The organism is Mesorhizobium sp. M8A.F.Ca.ET.218.01.1.1, assembly GCF_004791165.1.
Classification (GTDB): Bacteria; Pseudomonadota; Alphaproteobacteria; order Rhizobiales; family Rhizobiaceae; genus Mesorhizobium.
In genome coordinates this window covers 743154-760062 of sequence record NZ_SRUZ01000002.1, presented here as the reverse complement: position 1 = coordinate 760062, position 16909 = coordinate 743154, and the positions used below count along the sequence as shown (strand labels likewise).

Below are 16909 nucleotides of genomic sequence, written 5' to 3'. Positions count from 1 at the left end.
TGACGCCCGACGCGGGCGGGCCGGGGGAATCAGCATGGCGGCGGTAGAGACAGTGCAGCGGGCGTCGGGGCGCGGCATCTGGGGGTGGATGTTCTTCGACTGGGCGGCGCAGCCGTTCTTCACCGTCGTCACCACCTTCATTTTCGGACCGTATTTCGTCTCGCGCATGGCGAGCGACCCGACCGCCGGACAGGCGGCCTGGGGTTATGGTATCGCCGCGGCGGGGCTGGTCATCGCGATCCTGTCGCCCATCCTCGGTTCGATCGCCGACCAGACCGGGCCGCGCAAGCCGTGGATCGCCTTCTTCGCGACGATCAAGATCGTCAGCCTCACCCTGCTGTGGTTCGCCGCGCCCGGTTCGAACCTGTTCCTGGTCGTGCTGTTGTTCTCGCTGGCTTCGGTGGCGGCCGAGTTCTCGACCGTGTTCAACGATTCCATGATGCCGCGCCTGGTGCCGAAGGCCGAGATCGGCAGGATCTCCAACATGGCCTGGGGACTTGGCTATCTCGGCGGTATGATCGCGCTGATCTTCGTCGTCCTGTTCCTGGCAGGCAATCTGGAGACCGGCAAGACGCTTATCGGCATCGACCCGCTGTTCGGGCTCGATCCGAAGCTTGGCGAGGACGCGCGCTTCACCGGACCGATGTCGGCCGGCTGGTATTTCCTGTTCATCCTGCCGATGTTTTTCTTCACGCCCGACGCCGTCAAGGGCATCCCGATCGGGCCGGCGGTGCGCGAGGGCCTGTCGGAACTCAAGTCGACACTCGCCGAAGTGCGCAACCGCAGCGGCATCCTGCGCTTCCTCGCGGCGCGGATGATCTATCAGGACGGCGTCAACGCGCTGCTGGCGCTGGGCGGCACGTTCGCGGCCGGCATGTTCCACTGGTCGATCACCGAGATCGGCCTGTTCGGCATCATCCTCAACGTCGTCGCCATCTTCGGCTGCTGGATCGCGGCGCGGCTCGATACCGCGCTCGGCTCGAAGCACGTCGTGATGGTTGCGCTGGTCATGCTTTCGGTCGCCACCGTCGGCGTCGTCTCGACCGGACCGGGCTTCACACTGCTCGGCCTTATACCGCTGTCGACCGCCGATTCAGGCGGGCTGTTCGGCACCGCCGCGGAAAAGGCATACATCATGTATGGCCTTTTGATCGGCCTCGCCTTCGGTCCGGTGCAGGCCTCGTCGCGCTCCTACATGGCGCGCAGCGTCACCGCCGCCGAATCCGGGCGCTATTTCGGCATCTACGCGCTGGCCGGGCGGGCCACCAGCTTCCTGGCGCCGTTCATGGTGGCGACCATCACCACGCTCAGCGATTCGCCACGGCTCGGCATGGCCGCGATCATCCTGTTCCTCGGCATCGGCATGGCGATCCTGGTTGGAACGCCATATCCGGCGGATCGGCCGGTTGAGTAGCAGCGCCACTTCCTTCTCCCACAAGGGGAGAAGGATGGGGGTGCTCAATGCCGGAAATGCCGCACGCCCGTGAACACCATGGCGATGCCATGTTCATCCGCGGCGGCGATGACGTCGTCGTCGCGCATCGAACCGCCCGGCTGGATCACGGCCGTGGCACCGGCCTCGATGGCCGACAGCAGGCCGTCGGCGAAGGGGAAGAAGGCGTCCGAAGCGACCACCGAGCCCCTGGTCAGCGGCTCAGTCACCCCGGCGGCCTCCGCCGCGTCGAGCGCCTTGCGGGCGGCGATGCGTGAGGAATCGACGCGGCTCATCTGGCCGGCGCCGATGCCGACGGTGGCGCCGTCCCTGGCATAGACGATGGCGTTCGACTTGACGTGCTTGGCGACGCGGAAGGCGAATTTGAGGTCGGCCATTTCGGCCGGCGTCGGCGCGCGCTTCGTCACCACCCTCAGTTCGAGGTCGTCGACCACGGCGTTGTCGCGGCCCTGGACGAGCAGGCCGCCGGCGACGGACTTGACCGTCGTGCCTGCTGTACGCGGATCGGGCAGGCCGCCGGTGACCAGCAGGCGCAAATTCTTCTTGGCGGCGATGATTGCCGCGGCCTCGTCGGTGGCGTCGGGCGAGATGATCACCTCGGTGAAGGTTTTCACGATTTCCTGCGCCGCCTCGGCGTCGAGGGTGCGGTTCAAGGCGACGATGCCGCCGAAGGCCGAGACCGGGTCGCAGGCGAGCGCCTTGGCGTAGGCCGCCTTCAGCGACGCGCCCTCTGCGACGCCGCAGGGATTGGCGTGCTTGATGATGGCGACGGCGGCCGAGCGGTTGGGGTCGAACTCGCCGGCCAGTTCGAAGGCGGCGTCGGTGTCGTTGATGTTGTTGTAGGATAGCTGCTTGCCTTGCAGCTGCCGCGCCGTGGCGACGCCCGGCCGCTTGTCGCCATTGACATAGAAGCCGGCGCCCTGATGCGGGTTCTCGCCATAGCGCATGACTTCGGCCAGCCTGCCGCCGAAGGCGCGCCAGGTCGGATGCTCGATCTCCAGCGCCTCGGCGAACCAGCCCGAGATTGCCGCGTCATAGGTGGCGGTGCGGGCGAAGGCCTTGGCCGCCAGCTTCTTGCGGAAATCCAGCGACAGCGAGCCGATGTTCATCTCCAGCGCGTTGAGCACCGCGGCGTAGTCGCCGGGATCGGTGACGATGGCGACGTAAGCGTGGTTCTTGGCCGAGGCGCGGATCATCGCCGGGCCGCCAATGTCGATATTCTCGACGATCGCCGCGTAGTCGGCGCCGGAGCGGCGGACTTCCTCGAAGGGATAAAGATTGGAGACGACGAGATCGATCGGCTCGATGCCATATTTGCGCATCGCCAATGCATGCTCGGGATCATCGCGCACGCCTAGCAGCGCGCCGTGCACCGACGGGTGCAGCGTCTTGACGCGGCCGTCCATGATCTCGGGAAAGCCGGTGAGCTCGGAGACGTCGCGTACCACCATGCCGGCCTCGGCGATCGCTTTTGCCGTGCCGCCAGTGGAGACCAGCTCGACGCCGGCCGCGGCCAGCGCCCTGGCAAAGTCGAGCATGCCGGTCTTGTCGAAGACAGACAGCAGCGCGCGGCGGACCGGAACGAGGTCGGGGGCGGGAATGTTCTTGGCAGGAACGGCCATGGGCTGGCGGCCTTTCAAGTCTGGAGGAGCAAGCCCGCGCCGTAGCACATGAGGCCCGGAAATCAAGCGTTCGCTTTTTCACGGCATGCCATTGCCGCCGCAAGCTCAGTTGTTTTCGGGATAACCGGTGATCTTTGTCCGCGTCAGCTGCCAATGGACTTCGGCAATTTCGGACGCCCTGAAAGCGAGCACGATCTGGCGGCTGCGGCGTGGACCGCCCAGACCGGCGAAATAGATCGATTCCTCCACCTCGGGCATCACTTCGCTGGAGGTGAACACCCAGGTGTCGGCCTGATCGGCGGTCAGGATCAGCCGCTCCTGTTCGTCCTGCAGCAGATTGATGTCCGGATGGATGTGAAAACGCACGGTGATGAAATCGCGGCCGTTGTTGCGGACCGCGGCGTTGCCGGGTCGCTGGAACCGGTCCCGGCCCGCCAGCACATTGCCGTCCGAGGAGAGTTTCAGTTCACGCTCATGCAGGAAGCCGAAACGCTGGAGATAGCCATCATGACGGGCGATGAAGCCGTGGACGCCCTTCTGGTCGATGCGTTTGCACTGCACTTGCTGCGGGCCGCCGATTAGCGGTGAACCCAACTGGTCGTTGACCCGCAGCGCATGGGTGAAACGCGCCGAAGACGTGTCGTTGATGGTGGCTGTCGAATGCGCGGCGGTGGCGCGGGCCAGCGGCCTGAACTCGGCGGCGCCGTAGGTGTCGATGCCGGCATTGACGATGTAATGCTGGCGCCCGGACGACAGTTCGAAGGCGAGGCAGCCGGCATGGGCTGCATTGGACACGTCGACCGGCGGCGGCAGGCCGGTATCGGCGATGACCGTGGTGCCACCGATCGCCAGCCGCTCATAGCCCGAATGCGGCGCATGCAGCAGCGGCGAGCCGGCGGTGTCGTCGTGGCGCAGGATGGTGGCGATGCGGTCATGGATGGTGGCGCCCATGCCGTTGAAGCGGGCGAGGCTGCCATCCTGATGGCGGAAGAAGCGCAGCGCCGGCAGCATGCGGTCGATGGCGCCGATCAGCGCCTGCGGCGGCGCTTCGGCCTGGTTGGCATAGGTCTGCCGCAGCGGCAGAAGGTCGGCGAGGATTTCCAGCACCACCATCGGATTGCGCGAGACATGGCCGCCGTCGGCAAGAATCTGGCGATTGAGTTCTTCGGCGAGGTTGCGGGTGGCGCCGCGCAGCGCCGAGGCCGGCGCCGGCAGGGACAGTGCGGCGAATGCCAGCGCGATGCGAGCGCGTAGCCGGTCCTTGCCGTCGGGCATTTCGCGCGCCATGGACTTGAGATAGCGGATCTGCATCGCCAGCGATTTCAGGAAGGCCCGGTAGAAGGGAAATTCGGCGCCCTGCAGCACGACGGAAGAATGCTGCAGCCAGGCGATGATGCGTTTGGCCGTCGTGCCTGGCTCCCAGGCAATGCCCGAAATATGGCTGCCATGCATGGTGATCCAGTCGGAAACGAGCGCGCGGGCGTTTGCCGCGGCCAGCTCCGTGCCGGCGGCACGCATATGGCGCAGCCAGCGGAAGCCATGCAGGGTCTTCTGCCAACCGTGATTGGGGACATTGATCTGGAAAGGGGATTTGCCGCCGGTCTCGACCAGATGGCCAGACAGGGGATAGCGGCCGTAATAGATCTCAAGTGCGATCTGCGGATCGGCGAGGCGCAGGTCAGGCGGCGCGATCAGGACGCGTTCGGGCGTGCGGCCGGAATAGCGCCAGCGATAAACCGGCCCGGCACGCAGGCGCCGGCGCGTCTTGCGCCAGAACTCCTTCGCGACCAGCGTCCACAGACGCGTCGTGTTGCCGGCAGCAAGTGCCAAAACCCCTCCTGGTCGTCCTCTACCCCGGCACAAGTTTACATGATTGAACGTAGCGTGCGAAGGCGAATTCCTGGCAACGGGTCCAGTTAACCCGGTCTTAACCCTGACTCGTCCTAAAAAAGTCAGCAAATCCGGGAGGTTACACGCTTAGCCGGCGCGGCGCATACGCGCGGCGAAGAAGCCGTCCAGACCGGAGCGCTCCGGCGCGCCGAGGTCGAGGTCGGCGGGCGTGGTGCGCAGCGTGCCTTGCTGCGTCAGGAACGAATCGATGCCGGCGATCTCGCCCTGATGCAGCGGATCGTCAATGACCGCAGCCGTGTCCTTGAGGAAGGAACGATGCAGTTCTTCACCTTCGAGCGGGTCGAGCGAACAATTGGAAAAGACGATCCGGCCGCCGGGCCTGACCAGCGTGACGGCGCGGGCGAGCAGCCTGCGCTGCAGGTCGGCGAGTTTTTCGACGTCCGCCGCCGTCTTGGTCCACGGCACGTCGGGATGCCGCCGCACCGTGCCGGTCGAGGAACATGGTGCGTCGAGGAGCACGGCGTCGAACAACGCCGCCGGCTCGTATTTGAGCAGGTCGGCCTGGACGATTTCGGCGGACAGTCCGAGGCGGTCGAGGTTCTGCTCCAGCCGCGCAAGCCGGTTCTTCGAGGTATCGACGGCGGTGACCCTGGCGCCGGCCAGGATCAGCTGAGCGGTCTTGCCGCCGGGCGCGGCGCAGAGATCGGCGACGCGCAATCCGCCGACATCGCCGAACAGTCTTGCCGGCAAGCTGGCCGCAGCATCCTGGACCCACCAGGCGCCTTCGGCGAAGCCAGGCAGTTCGGTGACGGCGCCGGCAAGCTTCTCCACGCGCACCGTGCCGGTCGGCAGGACAATGCCGCCGAGCTTTTCGGCCCAGAGCCCGGCATCGGCCTTGACCGTGAAGTCGACCGGCGCCTCGTGGCGATGAGCGGCCAGGATCAGCCGGGCCTTCTCGGCGCCGTAGGCCGCCTTCAGCCGGTCGGAAAACCATTTCGGCGCTTCGTCGGTGGCGGCAAGCACGGCCGGAAGTTCGGCTTCCTTGGCGCGCGCCAGCGTGCGCAGCACGCCGTTGACCAGGCCGGAAAAACGCTGCGTGCGGGGGTCGGACTTGGCGTGCGTCACGGCGAGGTCGACGGCGGCGCTATCGGGAATGTCGAGGAACAGGATCTGCGCCGCCGCCACATGCAGTATGTGCGACAAGGCGGTCGCGTTGGGCGGTAGCGGCTTTTCCAGGCGCCGCGCCAGCAATCCCGATATGGTCATGCGGTAGCGCAGCGCGGTGACCAGTATGGCGCGCACCAGGCCACGGTCGCGCAAATCGAGCGCCTTGTATTGCGGATGGCCGTTCTCGTGGTCGGTCAGGCCATCAAGCGGCGTGCGGGCGTCGATGACGGCGGCCAGCAGCCGCGCCGCCGCCTTGCGCGCGGCAAGGCCGGCAACGAACTCGCCGCCGGCATTGTGTTCCTGATCGCCTGAAACCGTGCGTCGAGGTGCTCTGCCCGCCACGCTCACGACCACCGGCCCTTGGGTCCGGTCGGGTTACGGCCCCACGGATTGGATTTCGGGCTGGCCGGTTCGGCCTGTTGTTCCGGTTCGGCCGGCTTGCCCCACGGTCCGGCCGCCTGCGGCTCGTCCGCCCGCGGCGGCGTCTGTGTCTGGCGCTGCGTGGCCCGCGCAGCGCCATCGCCCATTTCGCGCGCCATCGCCTGCAGCGCGGCGATGCGGTTGTCGGTGCTCGGATGGGTGGAGAACAGACTGTCCATACGCTCGCCATGCAGGGGGTTGATGATGAAGAGATGCGCCATTGCCGGATTGCGCTCGGCGTCGGGGTTGGGAATGCGTTCGGCCCCGCGGGCGATCTTGTCAAGCGCGGAGGCCAGCCACAGCGGGTGTCCACAGATTTCCGCGCCGCGCCTGTCGGCCTCATATTCGCGGGTGCGGCTGACCGCCATCTGCACGATCATGGCCGCGAAGGGCGCCACGATCATCGCCGCCAGCACGCCGACAAAGCCGAACGGATTGTTTTCGCGGTTGCCGCCGAGGAAAAAGGCGAAATTGCCGAGCATCGAGATGGCACCGGCAAAGGTGGCGACGATGGTCATGGTCAGCGTGTCGCGGTGCTGGACGTGGGCGAGCTCATGCGCCATCACGGCGGCGACCTCTTCGTGGGTCAGCCGCTGCAACAGGCCCGTCGAGGCGGCCACCGCCGCGTTCTGCGGGTTGCGGCCGGTGGCAAAGGCATTCGGCTGCGGATTGTCGATCAGATAGGTTTTCGGCATCGGCAGCCCGGCCTGCTTGGCCAGTGCCTGGACGATGGCGTAATATTCCGGCGCGTTCTTCTCGTCGACCTCGACGGCGCGGTTCATCGACAGCACCATCTTGTCGGCGTTCCAATAGCTGAACAGATTGGTACCGGCGGCGACCACCAGCGCGACCATCATGCCGCCCGAGCCGCCGATCAAAAAGCCGACGCCCATGAACAGCGCCGTCATGGCGGCGAGAAGCATGGCGGTGCGAATGGTGTTCATCGTCTGCTCCTGTCGCGATGGTGGTGAAAAAGGGTCGATCCTTGCGAGGTCATCGCTATATGATGGGAAACGCCTGTTCCTGTTTCAATCCGCGGGAAATATCGCATGAACGACGAAACCAGTAAAACGCACGCCGGCGATGGCAATGCGCCGCGGAAAGATTTGACGCCAGCCGCCCGCCGGGCGCTGGCGGAAGCCGACGCACGACGCACCGACTATCTCGCGCAGGAAGCCGCCCTGCCGAAAGAGATCGGTGGCCGTGGCGGCAAGGAGCCCGGCCGCTATGGCGACTGGGAGATCAAAGGCCTGACCAGCGACTTTTAGAGTGTGTCGATATTCAGCTGAGGCCGGCCGGCGTATCTCGCCATAGCTGGTGCGCCCAGACTAAGCGGCACTGCGCTGGGGCTCGAGCGCCAGCCAGCCTTGCTCGTCGACCGTGAGGCCGACCATGTCATAGGCCGATATCGCGGCATGCGGGGTCTGCAGCGCGTGCTGGTGCGTGGCGTTGATCACCATGACCGAAGCGCCCGCCGCCTCGGCCGCCGCAATGCCGGCCGGCGCATCCTCGAACACCAGACAATCGCGCGCGTCGAAGCCAAGCCGTCTCGCGCCGAGCTGGAAGCAATCGGGCGCCGGCTTGCCGCGGGAAACATCCTCCGCGGCGACGAGGACCGCTGGGACAGGAATGCCGGCGACCTTCATGCGTGCAAGCGCCAGCGAGCGTGGCGCCGAGGTTACGATCGCCCAGCGCTCCGGTGGCAGCGAATTGAGGAACGCAACGGCGCCGGCGATCTGGAGAATGCCATCCAGATCGGCCGCTTCCGCCTTCAGGAGCAGGTCGGCTTCGTGCGTCGGATCGACGCCCGGGAGCGCCAGGGCGGTGATGGTCTCGATCGCCCGCACGCCATGGATGGTCGGCAGGAAGGCGGCGACGTCGAGGCCGTGACGTCGTGCCCAATCACTCCATACCCGCTCCGCCGAGGCGATGGAATTGATGAGCGTGCCGTCCATGTCAAAGAGAAAGGCGGCGAATTTCTTGCCTGGGTACATGATTTTCCTTGGATTGCGGGGTGTGCCTTGGGGAAGAGCGCAACCGTATCTTCCAGGCGCCGGCATGGAAAGGCGCGAAAACGCCTTTTCGGACGGTCCAGGGAACCACCATCCCCCAACCGCGTTTCAGCCACACTATCTCCATGACCATCGAAGGGGGACGCGATGCTGATACGGCTCGGCTACGAAATCGCCATTGAATGCACAGAGCCGACGCCGGTGATTTCGCTGCTCGAGATTCACCGGGACAGGCAGGCCGATATCAAGCGGCAGACGCGGGTGCTGACGTCGCCTTCGGTGCCGACTCGGCTCTACCATGACCTGCACGGCAATGCCTGCCGCCGCTTCACTGCCCCCGCCGGCGGCTTTCGCATCCTCTACGACGCGGTGATCGAGGACAGCGGCGAGACGGACGAGATCAATACGCTGGCCAGGGAAATGCCGGTCGCCGAATTGCCCGACGAGGTGCTCGGCTATCTCCTCGGCAGCCGCTATTGCGAGACAGATCATTTGAGCAATCTCGCCTGGCAGCTTTTCGGCCATCTTCCCTCCGGCTGGGCGCGCGTACAGGCAATCGTCGATTATGTCCACAACCGGCTGTCTTTCGGCTACGGCTATGCGCGTTCGACTCGCACCGCCGCGCAGGCGCACGAGGAACGTGTCGGAGTGTGCCGCGACTTCGCCCATCTGGCGATCACGCTTTGCCGTTGCATGAACATTCCGGCGCGCTACGTGAACGGCTATCTCGGCGACATCGGCGTGCCGGCCGATCCGGCGCCGATGGATTTCTCAGCCTGGATGGAAGCATTCCTCGACGGCAAGTGGTACACGTTCGATCCGCGCCATAACCGGCCCAGGATTGGTCGCGTCGTCATCGCGCGCGGCCGCGATGCCACCGACGTTCCCTTGCTGCACAGTTTCGGCCCGCACCGGCTTACCTTGTTCAAGGTATGGACCTACGAGCAGGAAGGCAGGCTGTTCAATCCACCCCACCACGGTATCGACAGGACGGCCAGCGCACAGATGCTGGCCTAGGCATGTCGATATTCGGATGAGGCGGCCTGCAATTGCCTCACCTGAATCTCAACACAGCTGTCCTGGTACAGTTGACCCGTTGCGGCACAGAGACGCTGTTCCGCAACAAGACGTCGCCGCACACCCCACGAGGTCTTTGGTCTCGCATGGTAAGCGTCCGGTAAACGCGCGCGCGAATACAGTCCGACGTTTACCGGTCATTCACCTTCCTGCGCTGTGAAATCCAACAAAAACAATGTTCTGCTGGCGAACTCCTGGTCTGCGGTCCGATCGCCGCGTCATCCGGCTGGAATCCTGCATTGCCCTGTCCGCGGCGACGAGGCCGAGGCAAGCGGAGGCTGTTGGATGCGGAATTACGGGGGTCTTGTTCACGCGGTCGGCGAGTTGGCCAGGGATCGCGGTGGAAATTTCGCGGTCCTGTTCGGCTTTGCCGCCTCGGTCTTGGCGCTGGTCGCGGGCTTTTCGGTCAATGTGACCCAGCTCTACAATGCCAAATCGAGCCTGCAGGGCGTGGTCGATGCGGCTGTAACATCGACGGCGCGTGACCTGACCACCGGTGCCATCAAGGAAGCCGACGCCAACAAATCCGTGCAGGCTTTTCTGGAAGCCAACAGCACGGCGGGCATGCTGCACGCCGGCCAGATCGTGCTCGACAAGCTGATCGTCGACAGGACCGCCAATACGGTCCAGGCGGATGCCCACGTCGATGTCGGCCTCTATTTCCCGTTGTTCAGCACCGGTGCCATGCAGCGCGTCGGCGCTTCCACCACAGCGCTCTATTCCGACAAGCAGATAGAGGTGGCCATGATGCTCGACATAACGGGATCGATGGCCAAACGGGGCAACGTCAACAAGATCGGCGACCTGAAAGCAGCTGCGCGAAATGCCGTCCAGACGATGCTCGAGAACCAGGACTCGAAGAACCCCCGCGTTCGTGTCGCGATTGTGCCTTATGCATCTGGCGTGAACGCCGGCAAACTGGCGGAGAACGTCTATGCCGAAAAGCAAGGGAGTTCTGAGCTGCCACCCGTCGCCGGCAGTTCGCTTCTGGTTGCCAAGACGGGCAAAAATCTGCTGCCGTCCTTCAGCGACTACATCTCCATTGTTGGTGCGGCCATACCGCGCCCGGATAATTGCGCTACGGAGCGCAAGAACAAAAACGGCGACCCGGATTTGAGTGCCGACGGCCCAGACACTGTTCGCACAGACAGGAACGGCAAGAAATATTATGCCCTGGTCAATCGGGATGATCATCTCGGCGGCGAAGGAATGAACAGGTGTCCTGACGCGCAAGTGATCCCGCTGACCGCGGATTCCGATGCATTGCTTGATTCGATCGACGACTTCCGGGCCGGTGGTTATACAGCCGGCGCAATCGCCATTCAGTGGACCTATTATATGCTGTCGCCGCAATGGCGCAGCGCGATCAAGAATGCCGGCCTCGGCAACGGCGCTTCGAATGCCAATGGAAAGAAGATTGCCAAGGTCGCAATCCTGATGACCGATGGCCAGTTCAATACGGCCTTCGCGGGTGCCGCCGGGAGCTACAACGGCCAGGGTAACCTTGCGCGCGGCAATGCTGAAACGCTGTGCGGCAACATGAAAAATGACGGCATCGAGATTTTCACCATCGGCTTCGACCTGAACGATAAGGACATGTCGGCAACCGAGCGGGACCAGGCAAAGGCGGTGCTAAAGGATTGTTCGTCGAAAGACTCCTCCGCCACCGAGAAACATTATTTCGAGGTGTCCACCGGAAGTGAATTGGACGATGCCTTTCAGGAAATCATCCGCAACACCGAAAAGGTCATACTGACCCAATAATCCGCGAAACGGAAAAGGCCGCCGCTTCTTTCGAAGCCGGCGGCCTTCCGTGTTTCCGTCCATGGCGCGGCTCAATGGCGGTGACGTTCACGTCACCCGCCGCGCATCTCGCGCCTTAACGGGAAGACTGCTTCCCGAAAGTGCAATCCGCTGAGGCCACGTTCTGGAAAACGAAATCACTCGACATCGGATCACCTCCTTTCAGTTCGTTGAACACACCTTCATGATGGGGTGCGTTGCAGCAAATGACAAGTGCCCTGCTGAAAAAGGCGTCCTTGCCGGAAGATGGCGCCGCATGCTCCGGCTTGCGATCCAGGTCTTAAACGGACAAGATTGAGCCATCGACCGCGGGGGGGAAGGACATGGACGCCACCGAAAGAGCGGCGCGCATCGTTAGAACGGTAGTCGAGGCGGTGAAACCCAGCTTCGCGGTCAGGCTGTGGACAGGTGAGCGGATCGGCCCCGCCACCGGCCCCGTGCTGATCATCAACGACCACGACATTGTCTGGCAGATCGTTCGCCGACCGTCCCTGTCGACCCTTATCGAGATGTGGATTTCCAAGGCAGTCGACATCGAAGACGGATCGCTGTTCGATTTCTATGCCCTGCCTTCGACGGGCAAGCTGCGGCCGAAGCTGAAGACTTTGCCGAAACGGGCGCTTCTGCGTGACTTGCCGGCGGTGTTGTTTTCGAGAAAGCAGATGACGTCGCGGGTAGATCTCGCCGGTCGCAACCCGTTCGTCAGCGGCTCCAGCAAGGAGGCGATCCAGCATCACTATGATATCTCGAATGCCTTCTATGGGCTCTTTCTCGACGAGCGCATGGTCTATAGCTGCGGGTATTTCCAGGATTTCGCAAACGGCATCGACGAGGCGCAGGTCGACAAGCTCGACCATATCTGCCGCAAGCTTCGGCTGAAACCCGGTGAAAGATTGCTCGATATCGGCTGCGGCTGGGGCGCGATGCTGATCCACGCCGCGAAAAATTATGGTGTCGTCGGACACGGCGTTTCGCTGTCGCAAGCCCAGACCTCGCTAGCCCGCGAGCGCATTCGCGCCGAGGGTCTGGAGGACAAGATCACCATCGAGATAAAGTCCTACGCGGAGCTGACCGGCACCTTCGACAAGATATCGTCCATCGGTATGTTCGAACATCTAGGCCTGGCAAACCATGCGGCCTACTTCTCCGCCGTCCACCGGCTGCTGAAGCCGGGCGGCATCTATCTGCATCACGCCATCACAAGGCGCAGCAAGGGCGACATCAAGAAGACCCTGCGCAAGGGGCCGGAATACAAGGCACTGATCAAATACATCTTCCCGGGTGGCGAGCTGGACACGATCGGCATGACGCTCGGCAATCTCGAAGCACACGGCTTCCTCGTCTACGATGTCGAGAATTTGCGCGAGCACTATGCCCGCACCTGCAGGCTGTGGGCCGAGCGTCTGCAGGCGCGGTTCGGCGAGGCGATCGCCGAGGTCGGCGAAGCCAAGGCGCGGCTGTGGCTGCTTTACCTGAGCGGTTGCTCCATCACCTTCGAACGCGCCTCGGCTCAGATATTCCAGACCGTCGCCACAAAGCGCGCGCGGGGTCCAAGTGGCTTGCCGCCGACGCGGGCGGATCTCTACCGGTAGCGCGGCGCGCCGAGCTCGGGCCTTATTCGGCGATGCCGAGCGAGGCGATATAGGCCGCCGAAGCCGGTATCCGGGACTTGTCCCTGATCTCGATGATGAGGCGCGGATTGCTTTCGAGCCTGGCGAGCGCGGCAAAGACAGAACGCCATTGGATCGTGCCTTCGCCGAGGCTCCAATGACGATCGGCGTAGCCGTCGGCATCCTGCAGATGGACATGCTGCAGGCGGTTGCCGGCGGCGTGCACAAAGTAGTCCACCGGCGGAGCGCCGGTCGAGCCATGGGCATAGTAGGCGTGGCCGGTGTCGATGGAGACCGCGACCGCGGGCGACTTGAAGCTGTCGGCCAAGGCCACGCGGATGTGCGGATCCTTGTCCTCAATGTTTTCGAGCACCATGGTGCAGCCGATGTCTTCGGCCCGCTTGACGGCGTCGCGCAGTGTCAGGTGGCAGTACTCGGTGATTTTTTCGCGCTCGCCGGGATTGTTGTCGAGGTTGTTATAGGACCAGGTCGTGTAGGGGCTATGGACGACCATGTGCGTCGCGCCGACGGCGGCGCAGACATCGAGACCTTGCAGCAGGCGTTTGCTGACGACGCCGCGGATATCGGGGTCCTGCGAGGCGATGGTGAAGCCCCAGAAAGGTCCGTGAATCCCGAGCCGCCCCTTGTGGCCGTCGAGAAGCTTTCTGGCGCGGGAGGCGAGCGGTGACCAGTCGCCGTTGAGAACGTTGGCCTCGGCGAAGCTTTGCAATTCGAGGTCACGCTGCCTTTCGAAAAGCCAGTCGCGGTGGATCTCAAGGTCGTCCAGGGTCATGGCCGCGCCAAGGATGGGCAAGGAAGTCATAGGCACTCCGATTGGTGGGATCTGAAATTGGCGGACGACGGAAGCGACAAGGCGAGCCGCGCCAGCTGTATGGCGCGGTTTTCTGTCATGCGTATTACAGGCAGCGTGAAGAGGGGGGCCACATCTCTATCGCACCAGGGCGGCGCGCTACGGGGCTATGCCGCCACGAAACGCATCGGCGCACCGATATCGACACGGCCGGGTTGGTCGACGGTGCAATAGACGCCGAGATTGTGGGCGTTGTAGCGCACCAGATTGCGCAGGATGCCGGGATCATTGTCGAAACCGTCCTGGGCAATGATGGTGAAGCCGCAGCGGCGGCACGGCTCGGAGATGGTCAAGACGAGGTCGCCGATGGCGAGCTTGCGGCCGATCCATTCGGTTTCGGGAAACGAGCCGTCGACTGGAGCCATGTCGACGACGATGTTGGGGCGGAAGCGGCGCGGATCGGCGGCACCATCGGGATGCAGTGCCTTCAGCCGCGCCAGCGAGGCCGTGGTCAGGAGATGGATCGGCGCCTTCTTGTAGCGCGCCTGCGTCAGCGGGCCGGCATAGGCGGGCGGGGCGTTCTCGCGGCCGAACGGGCGAATCGAGGCGGCAAAGCCAAGATAGTTCGACACCGCGCGGTCGCATTCGGGGCCCGGCGCGCTGAGCCAGTCGCCGCCGGGAACGGCGATTTCCAGGACGCGATCATGGTTCAGCCGGGTCCTGATGCGCGGCACCTTGTGCCACTTGGCGTCACGATCGGGCCGGGCGATCTCGTTGTCCGACGTATCGACGAGGCCGAACATACGGTCGCCCTCGATACTGTCGGTGCCGACCGCGATCGCCTCCAGCCGCTCGCCGGCGAGCGAACTCGCCGGATAGCGCCAGAGTTCGGCAACGCAGCCGATCCCGGCCATGGCCGGCGTCAGCCCTTCTTGTTCTGCCGGTTGGCGACGAGGTCGTCGACCACGGCCGGATCGGCAAGCGTCGAGGTGTCGCCAAGGGCGCCGAAATCGTCCTCGGCGATCTTGCGCAGGATGCGGCGCATGATCTTGCCCGAGCGGGTCTTGGGCAGGCCGGGCGCGAACTGGATCTTGTCGGGCGTGGCGATGGCGCCGATCTCCTTGCGGACATGGGCGACAAGTTCCTTGCGCAGATCTTCGGTCGCTTCGACGCCCCTCATCAAGGTGACGTAGCTGTAGATGCCCTGGCCCTTGATATCATGGGGATAGCCGACGACTGCGGCTTCCGAGACTTTCTCATGGCTGACCAGCGCCGATTCGACCTCGGCGGTACCCATGCGGTGGCCGGAGACGTTGATGACGTCGTCGACGCGGCCGGTGATCCAGTAATAGCCGTCCGCATCGCGGCGGCAGCCGTCGCCGGTGAAATACTTGCCCTTGTAGGTCGAGAAATAGGTCTGCACGAAGCGGTCGTGATCGCCATAGACGGTGCGCATCTGGCCCGGCCAGGAATCGGTGATGCAGAGATTGCCGTCGGCCGCACCCTCCACCACCTTGCCCTCGCCGTCGACCAGCTGCGGCTTGACGCCGAAGAAGGGCCGCGTCGCCGAACCCGGCTTGAGGTCGGTGGCGCCCGGCAGCGGCGTGATCAGGATGCCGCCGGTTTCGGTCTGCCACCATGTGTCGACGATCGGCACCTTGCCGTCGCCGACAACGTTGAAATACCACTCCCAGGCTTCCGGGTTGATCGGCTCGCCGACCGAGCCCAGCACACGCAGCGACTTGCGCGACGTCTTCTTCACCGGGTCGTTGCCGGCGCCCATCAGCGCGCGCAGCGCCGTGGGCGCGGTGTAGAAGATGTTGACCTTGTGCTTGTCGATGACCTCCCAGAAGCGTGACTGCGAGGGGTAGTTCGGCACACCTTCGAACATCAGCGTGGTGGCGCCGTTGGCGAGCGGCCCGTAGACGATGTAGCTGTGGCCGGTCACCCAGCCGACATCGGCGGTGCACCAGTAGATGTCGCCGTCATGATAGTCGAAGACATATTGGTGCGTCATCGACACATAGACGAGATAGCCGGCGGTGGTGTGCAGCACGCCTTTCGGCTTGCCGGTCGAGCCCGACGTGTAGAGGATGAACAGCGGATCTTCCGCCTTCATTCTCTCCGGCTTGCACTCGGACTTCACCGTCGCGACTTCGTCGTGATACCAGACATCGCGGCCCGGCGCCCAGCCGATCTTGGCGCCCGTGCGGCGCACGACCACGACGTTCTTGACCATGACGTGGTGCTTGGCGGCGATGTCGATCGCCTTGTCGGTGTTGTCCTTGAGAGGAATGGGTTTTCCTCCACGCAGGCCTTCATCCGATGTGATGACGAAGGTCGATTCGCAGTCGACGATGCGGCCGGCAAGCGCATCGGGCGAAAAGCCGCCGAAGACGACCGAATGGATGGCGCCGATACGCGTGCAGGCCAGCATCGCGTAGGCCGCCTCCGGGATCATCGGCATGTAGATGGTGACGCGGTCGCCTTTCTTGACGCCGTGCTTCTTCATCACATTGGCGAGCCGGCAGACATGCTCGTAGAGCTCGTTGTAGGTGATTTTCTTGTCGTCGTAAGGGTTGTCGCCTTCCCAGATGATGGCGGTCTGGTCACCGCGCTTCTTCAGGTGGCGGTCGATGCAATTGTACGAGACATTGGTCTGGCCATCCTCGAACCACTTGATGGAGACCTTGCCGTCGAAGGAGGTGTTCTTAACCTTGGAGAAGGGCTTGAACCAGTCGATGCGCTTGCCGTGCTTGCCCCAGAACTTGTCCGGGTTTTTCACGCTGTCGGCATACCATTTTAGGTAGGTGTCATTGTCGATCAGGGCGTTCTTCTTCCACGCCGGCTTGACGCGATGGACATGAACCTCGGACATTTCTTGGCTTTCCTCCCGAACCAATCCGCCAGCTTGAAACGCCTGCGGGATCGCGGCGACGCAGCCGCGAATTCGGCGGCATTATTACCAGTTCCGCCGCGACGGCAACATTAGACGTTGGATTCGCGCGGCGGGATGCCGCAGGGGCGCTTTTCGAGACTGTCAGCACTCGAAACGGTTCGCTGCTAACTGCATGTTTTTGCGG

The 16909-nt window shown here is 63.9% G+C and carries 13 protein-coding genes; 5 read left to right on the top strand and 8 right to left on the bottom strand.

The annotated features are described in order from the left end of the window. Positions 1 to 34: 34 nt before the first annotated feature. Positions 35 to 1414, top strand: coding sequence for an MFS transporter (locus EN861_RS09895; protein ID WP_127278614.1), 1380 nt, complete (start codon positions 35 to 37; stop codon positions 1412 to 1414). A 44-nt stretch (positions 1415 to 1458) separates the two neighbouring features. Here EN861_RS09895 and purH read toward each other — a convergent pair whose 3' ends face one another. The 4 genes from purH to htpX all read right to left on the bottom strand — a co-directional run bounded on the left by purH (position 1459) and on the right by htpX (position 7457). Beyond that, the gene (gene purH / locus EN861_RS09890) at positions 1459 to 3075 is read right to left on the bottom strand and encodes a bifunctional phosphoribosylaminoimidazolecarboxamide formyltransferase/IMP cyclohydrolase (protein WP_135863323.1); all 1617 of its coding nucleotides are present in this window, start codon (positions 3073 to 3075) and stop codon (positions 1459 to 1461) included. A gap of 105 nt (positions 3076 to 3180) precedes the next feature. After that, positions 3181 to 4905 (bottom strand): heparinase II/III family protein, encoded by a 1725-nt coding sequence (locus EN861_RS09885; RefSeq protein WP_135863321.1) that lies wholly within the window; start codon positions 4903 to 4905, stop codon positions 3181 to 3183. A 147-nt stretch (positions 4906 to 5052) separates the two neighbouring features. Next, entirely contained in the window at positions 5053 to 6441 is a 1389-nt protein-coding gene (locus EN861_RS09880) for an RsmB/NOP family class I SAM-dependent RNA methyltransferase (protein ID WP_189343592.1), read from the bottom strand. Then, positions 6438 to 7457 carry a zinc metalloprotease HtpX gene (gene htpX / locus EN861_RS09875; RefSeq protein ID WP_135863317.1) on the bottom strand — a complete coding sequence of 340 codons (1020 nt, stop codon included), beginning with the start codon at positions 7455 to 7457 and terminating at the stop codon, positions 6438 to 6440. Before htpX ends, EN861_RS09880 begins: the two co-directional genes overlap by 4 nt. Positions 7458 to 7562: 105 nt before the next feature. Between htpX and EN861_RS09870 the strand changes: the two genes are divergently transcribed. Beyond that, complete coding sequence (locus EN861_RS09870; RefSeq protein WP_135863315.1) at positions 7563 to 7781, top strand: DUF1674 domain-containing protein; 219 nt, start codon at positions 7563 to 7565, stop codon at positions 7779 to 7781. Between the two features lie 60 nt (positions 7782 to 7841). Here EN861_RS09870 and EN861_RS09865 read toward each other — a convergent pair whose 3' ends face one another. Then, positions 7842 to 8507 carry an HAD-IA family hydrolase gene (locus tag EN861_RS09865; protein ID WP_127277741.1) on the bottom strand — a complete coding sequence of 222 codons (666 nt, stop codon included), beginning with the start codon at positions 8505 to 8507 and terminating at the stop codon, positions 7842 to 7844. A 165-nt stretch (positions 8508 to 8672) separates the two neighbouring features. Between EN861_RS09865 and EN861_RS09860 the strand changes: the two genes are divergently transcribed. The 3 genes from EN861_RS09860 (at position 8673) to EN861_RS09850 (ending at position 12997) form a co-directional block, all read left to right on the top strand. Next, positions 8673 to 9542 (top strand): transglutaminase family protein, encoded by an 870-nt coding sequence (locus EN861_RS09860; RefSeq protein WP_127277740.1) that lies wholly within the window; start codon positions 8673 to 8675, stop codon positions 9540 to 9542. 345 nt (positions 9543 to 9887) lie between these two features. Beyond that, positions 9888 to 11366, top strand: coding sequence for a pilus assembly protein (locus tag EN861_RS09855; RefSeq protein ID WP_135863313.1), 1479 nt, complete (start codon positions 9888 to 9890; stop codon positions 11364 to 11366). Positions 11367 to 11728: 362 nt separating this feature from the next. After that, positions 11729 to 12997: a cyclopropane-fatty-acyl-phospholipid synthase family protein gene (locus EN861_RS09850; protein WP_135863311.1), complete on the top strand. Its 1269-nt coding sequence runs from the start codon at positions 11729 to 11731 to the stop codon at positions 12995 to 12997. Positions 12998 to 13019: 22 nt separating this feature from the next. Here the strand turns inward: EN861_RS09850 and EN861_RS09845 are convergent, their stop codons facing one another. The 3 genes from EN861_RS09845 to acs all read right to left on the bottom strand — a co-directional run bounded on the left by EN861_RS09845 (position 13020) and on the right by acs (position 16704). Further along, complete coding sequence (locus EN861_RS09845) at positions 13020 to 13838, bottom strand: sugar phosphate isomerase/epimerase family protein (RefSeq protein WP_135863305.1); 819 nt, start codon at positions 13836 to 13838, stop codon at positions 13020 to 13022. Positions 13839 to 13993: 155 nt separating this feature from the next. Next, on the bottom strand, positions 13994 to 14740 hold the full coding sequence (locus tag EN861_RS09840) for an MOSC domain-containing protein (RefSeq protein ID WP_135863303.1): 747 nt from the start codon (positions 14738 to 14740) through the stop codon (positions 13994 to 13996). 8 nt (positions 14741 to 14748) lie between these two features. Beyond that, positions 14749 to 16704 carry an acetate--CoA ligase gene (gene acs, locus EN861_RS09835; RefSeq protein ID WP_135863301.1) on the bottom strand — a complete coding sequence of 652 codons (1956 nt, stop codon included), beginning with the start codon at positions 16702 to 16704 and terminating at the stop codon, positions 14749 to 14751. Positions 16705 to 16909 lie beyond the last annotated feature (205 nt).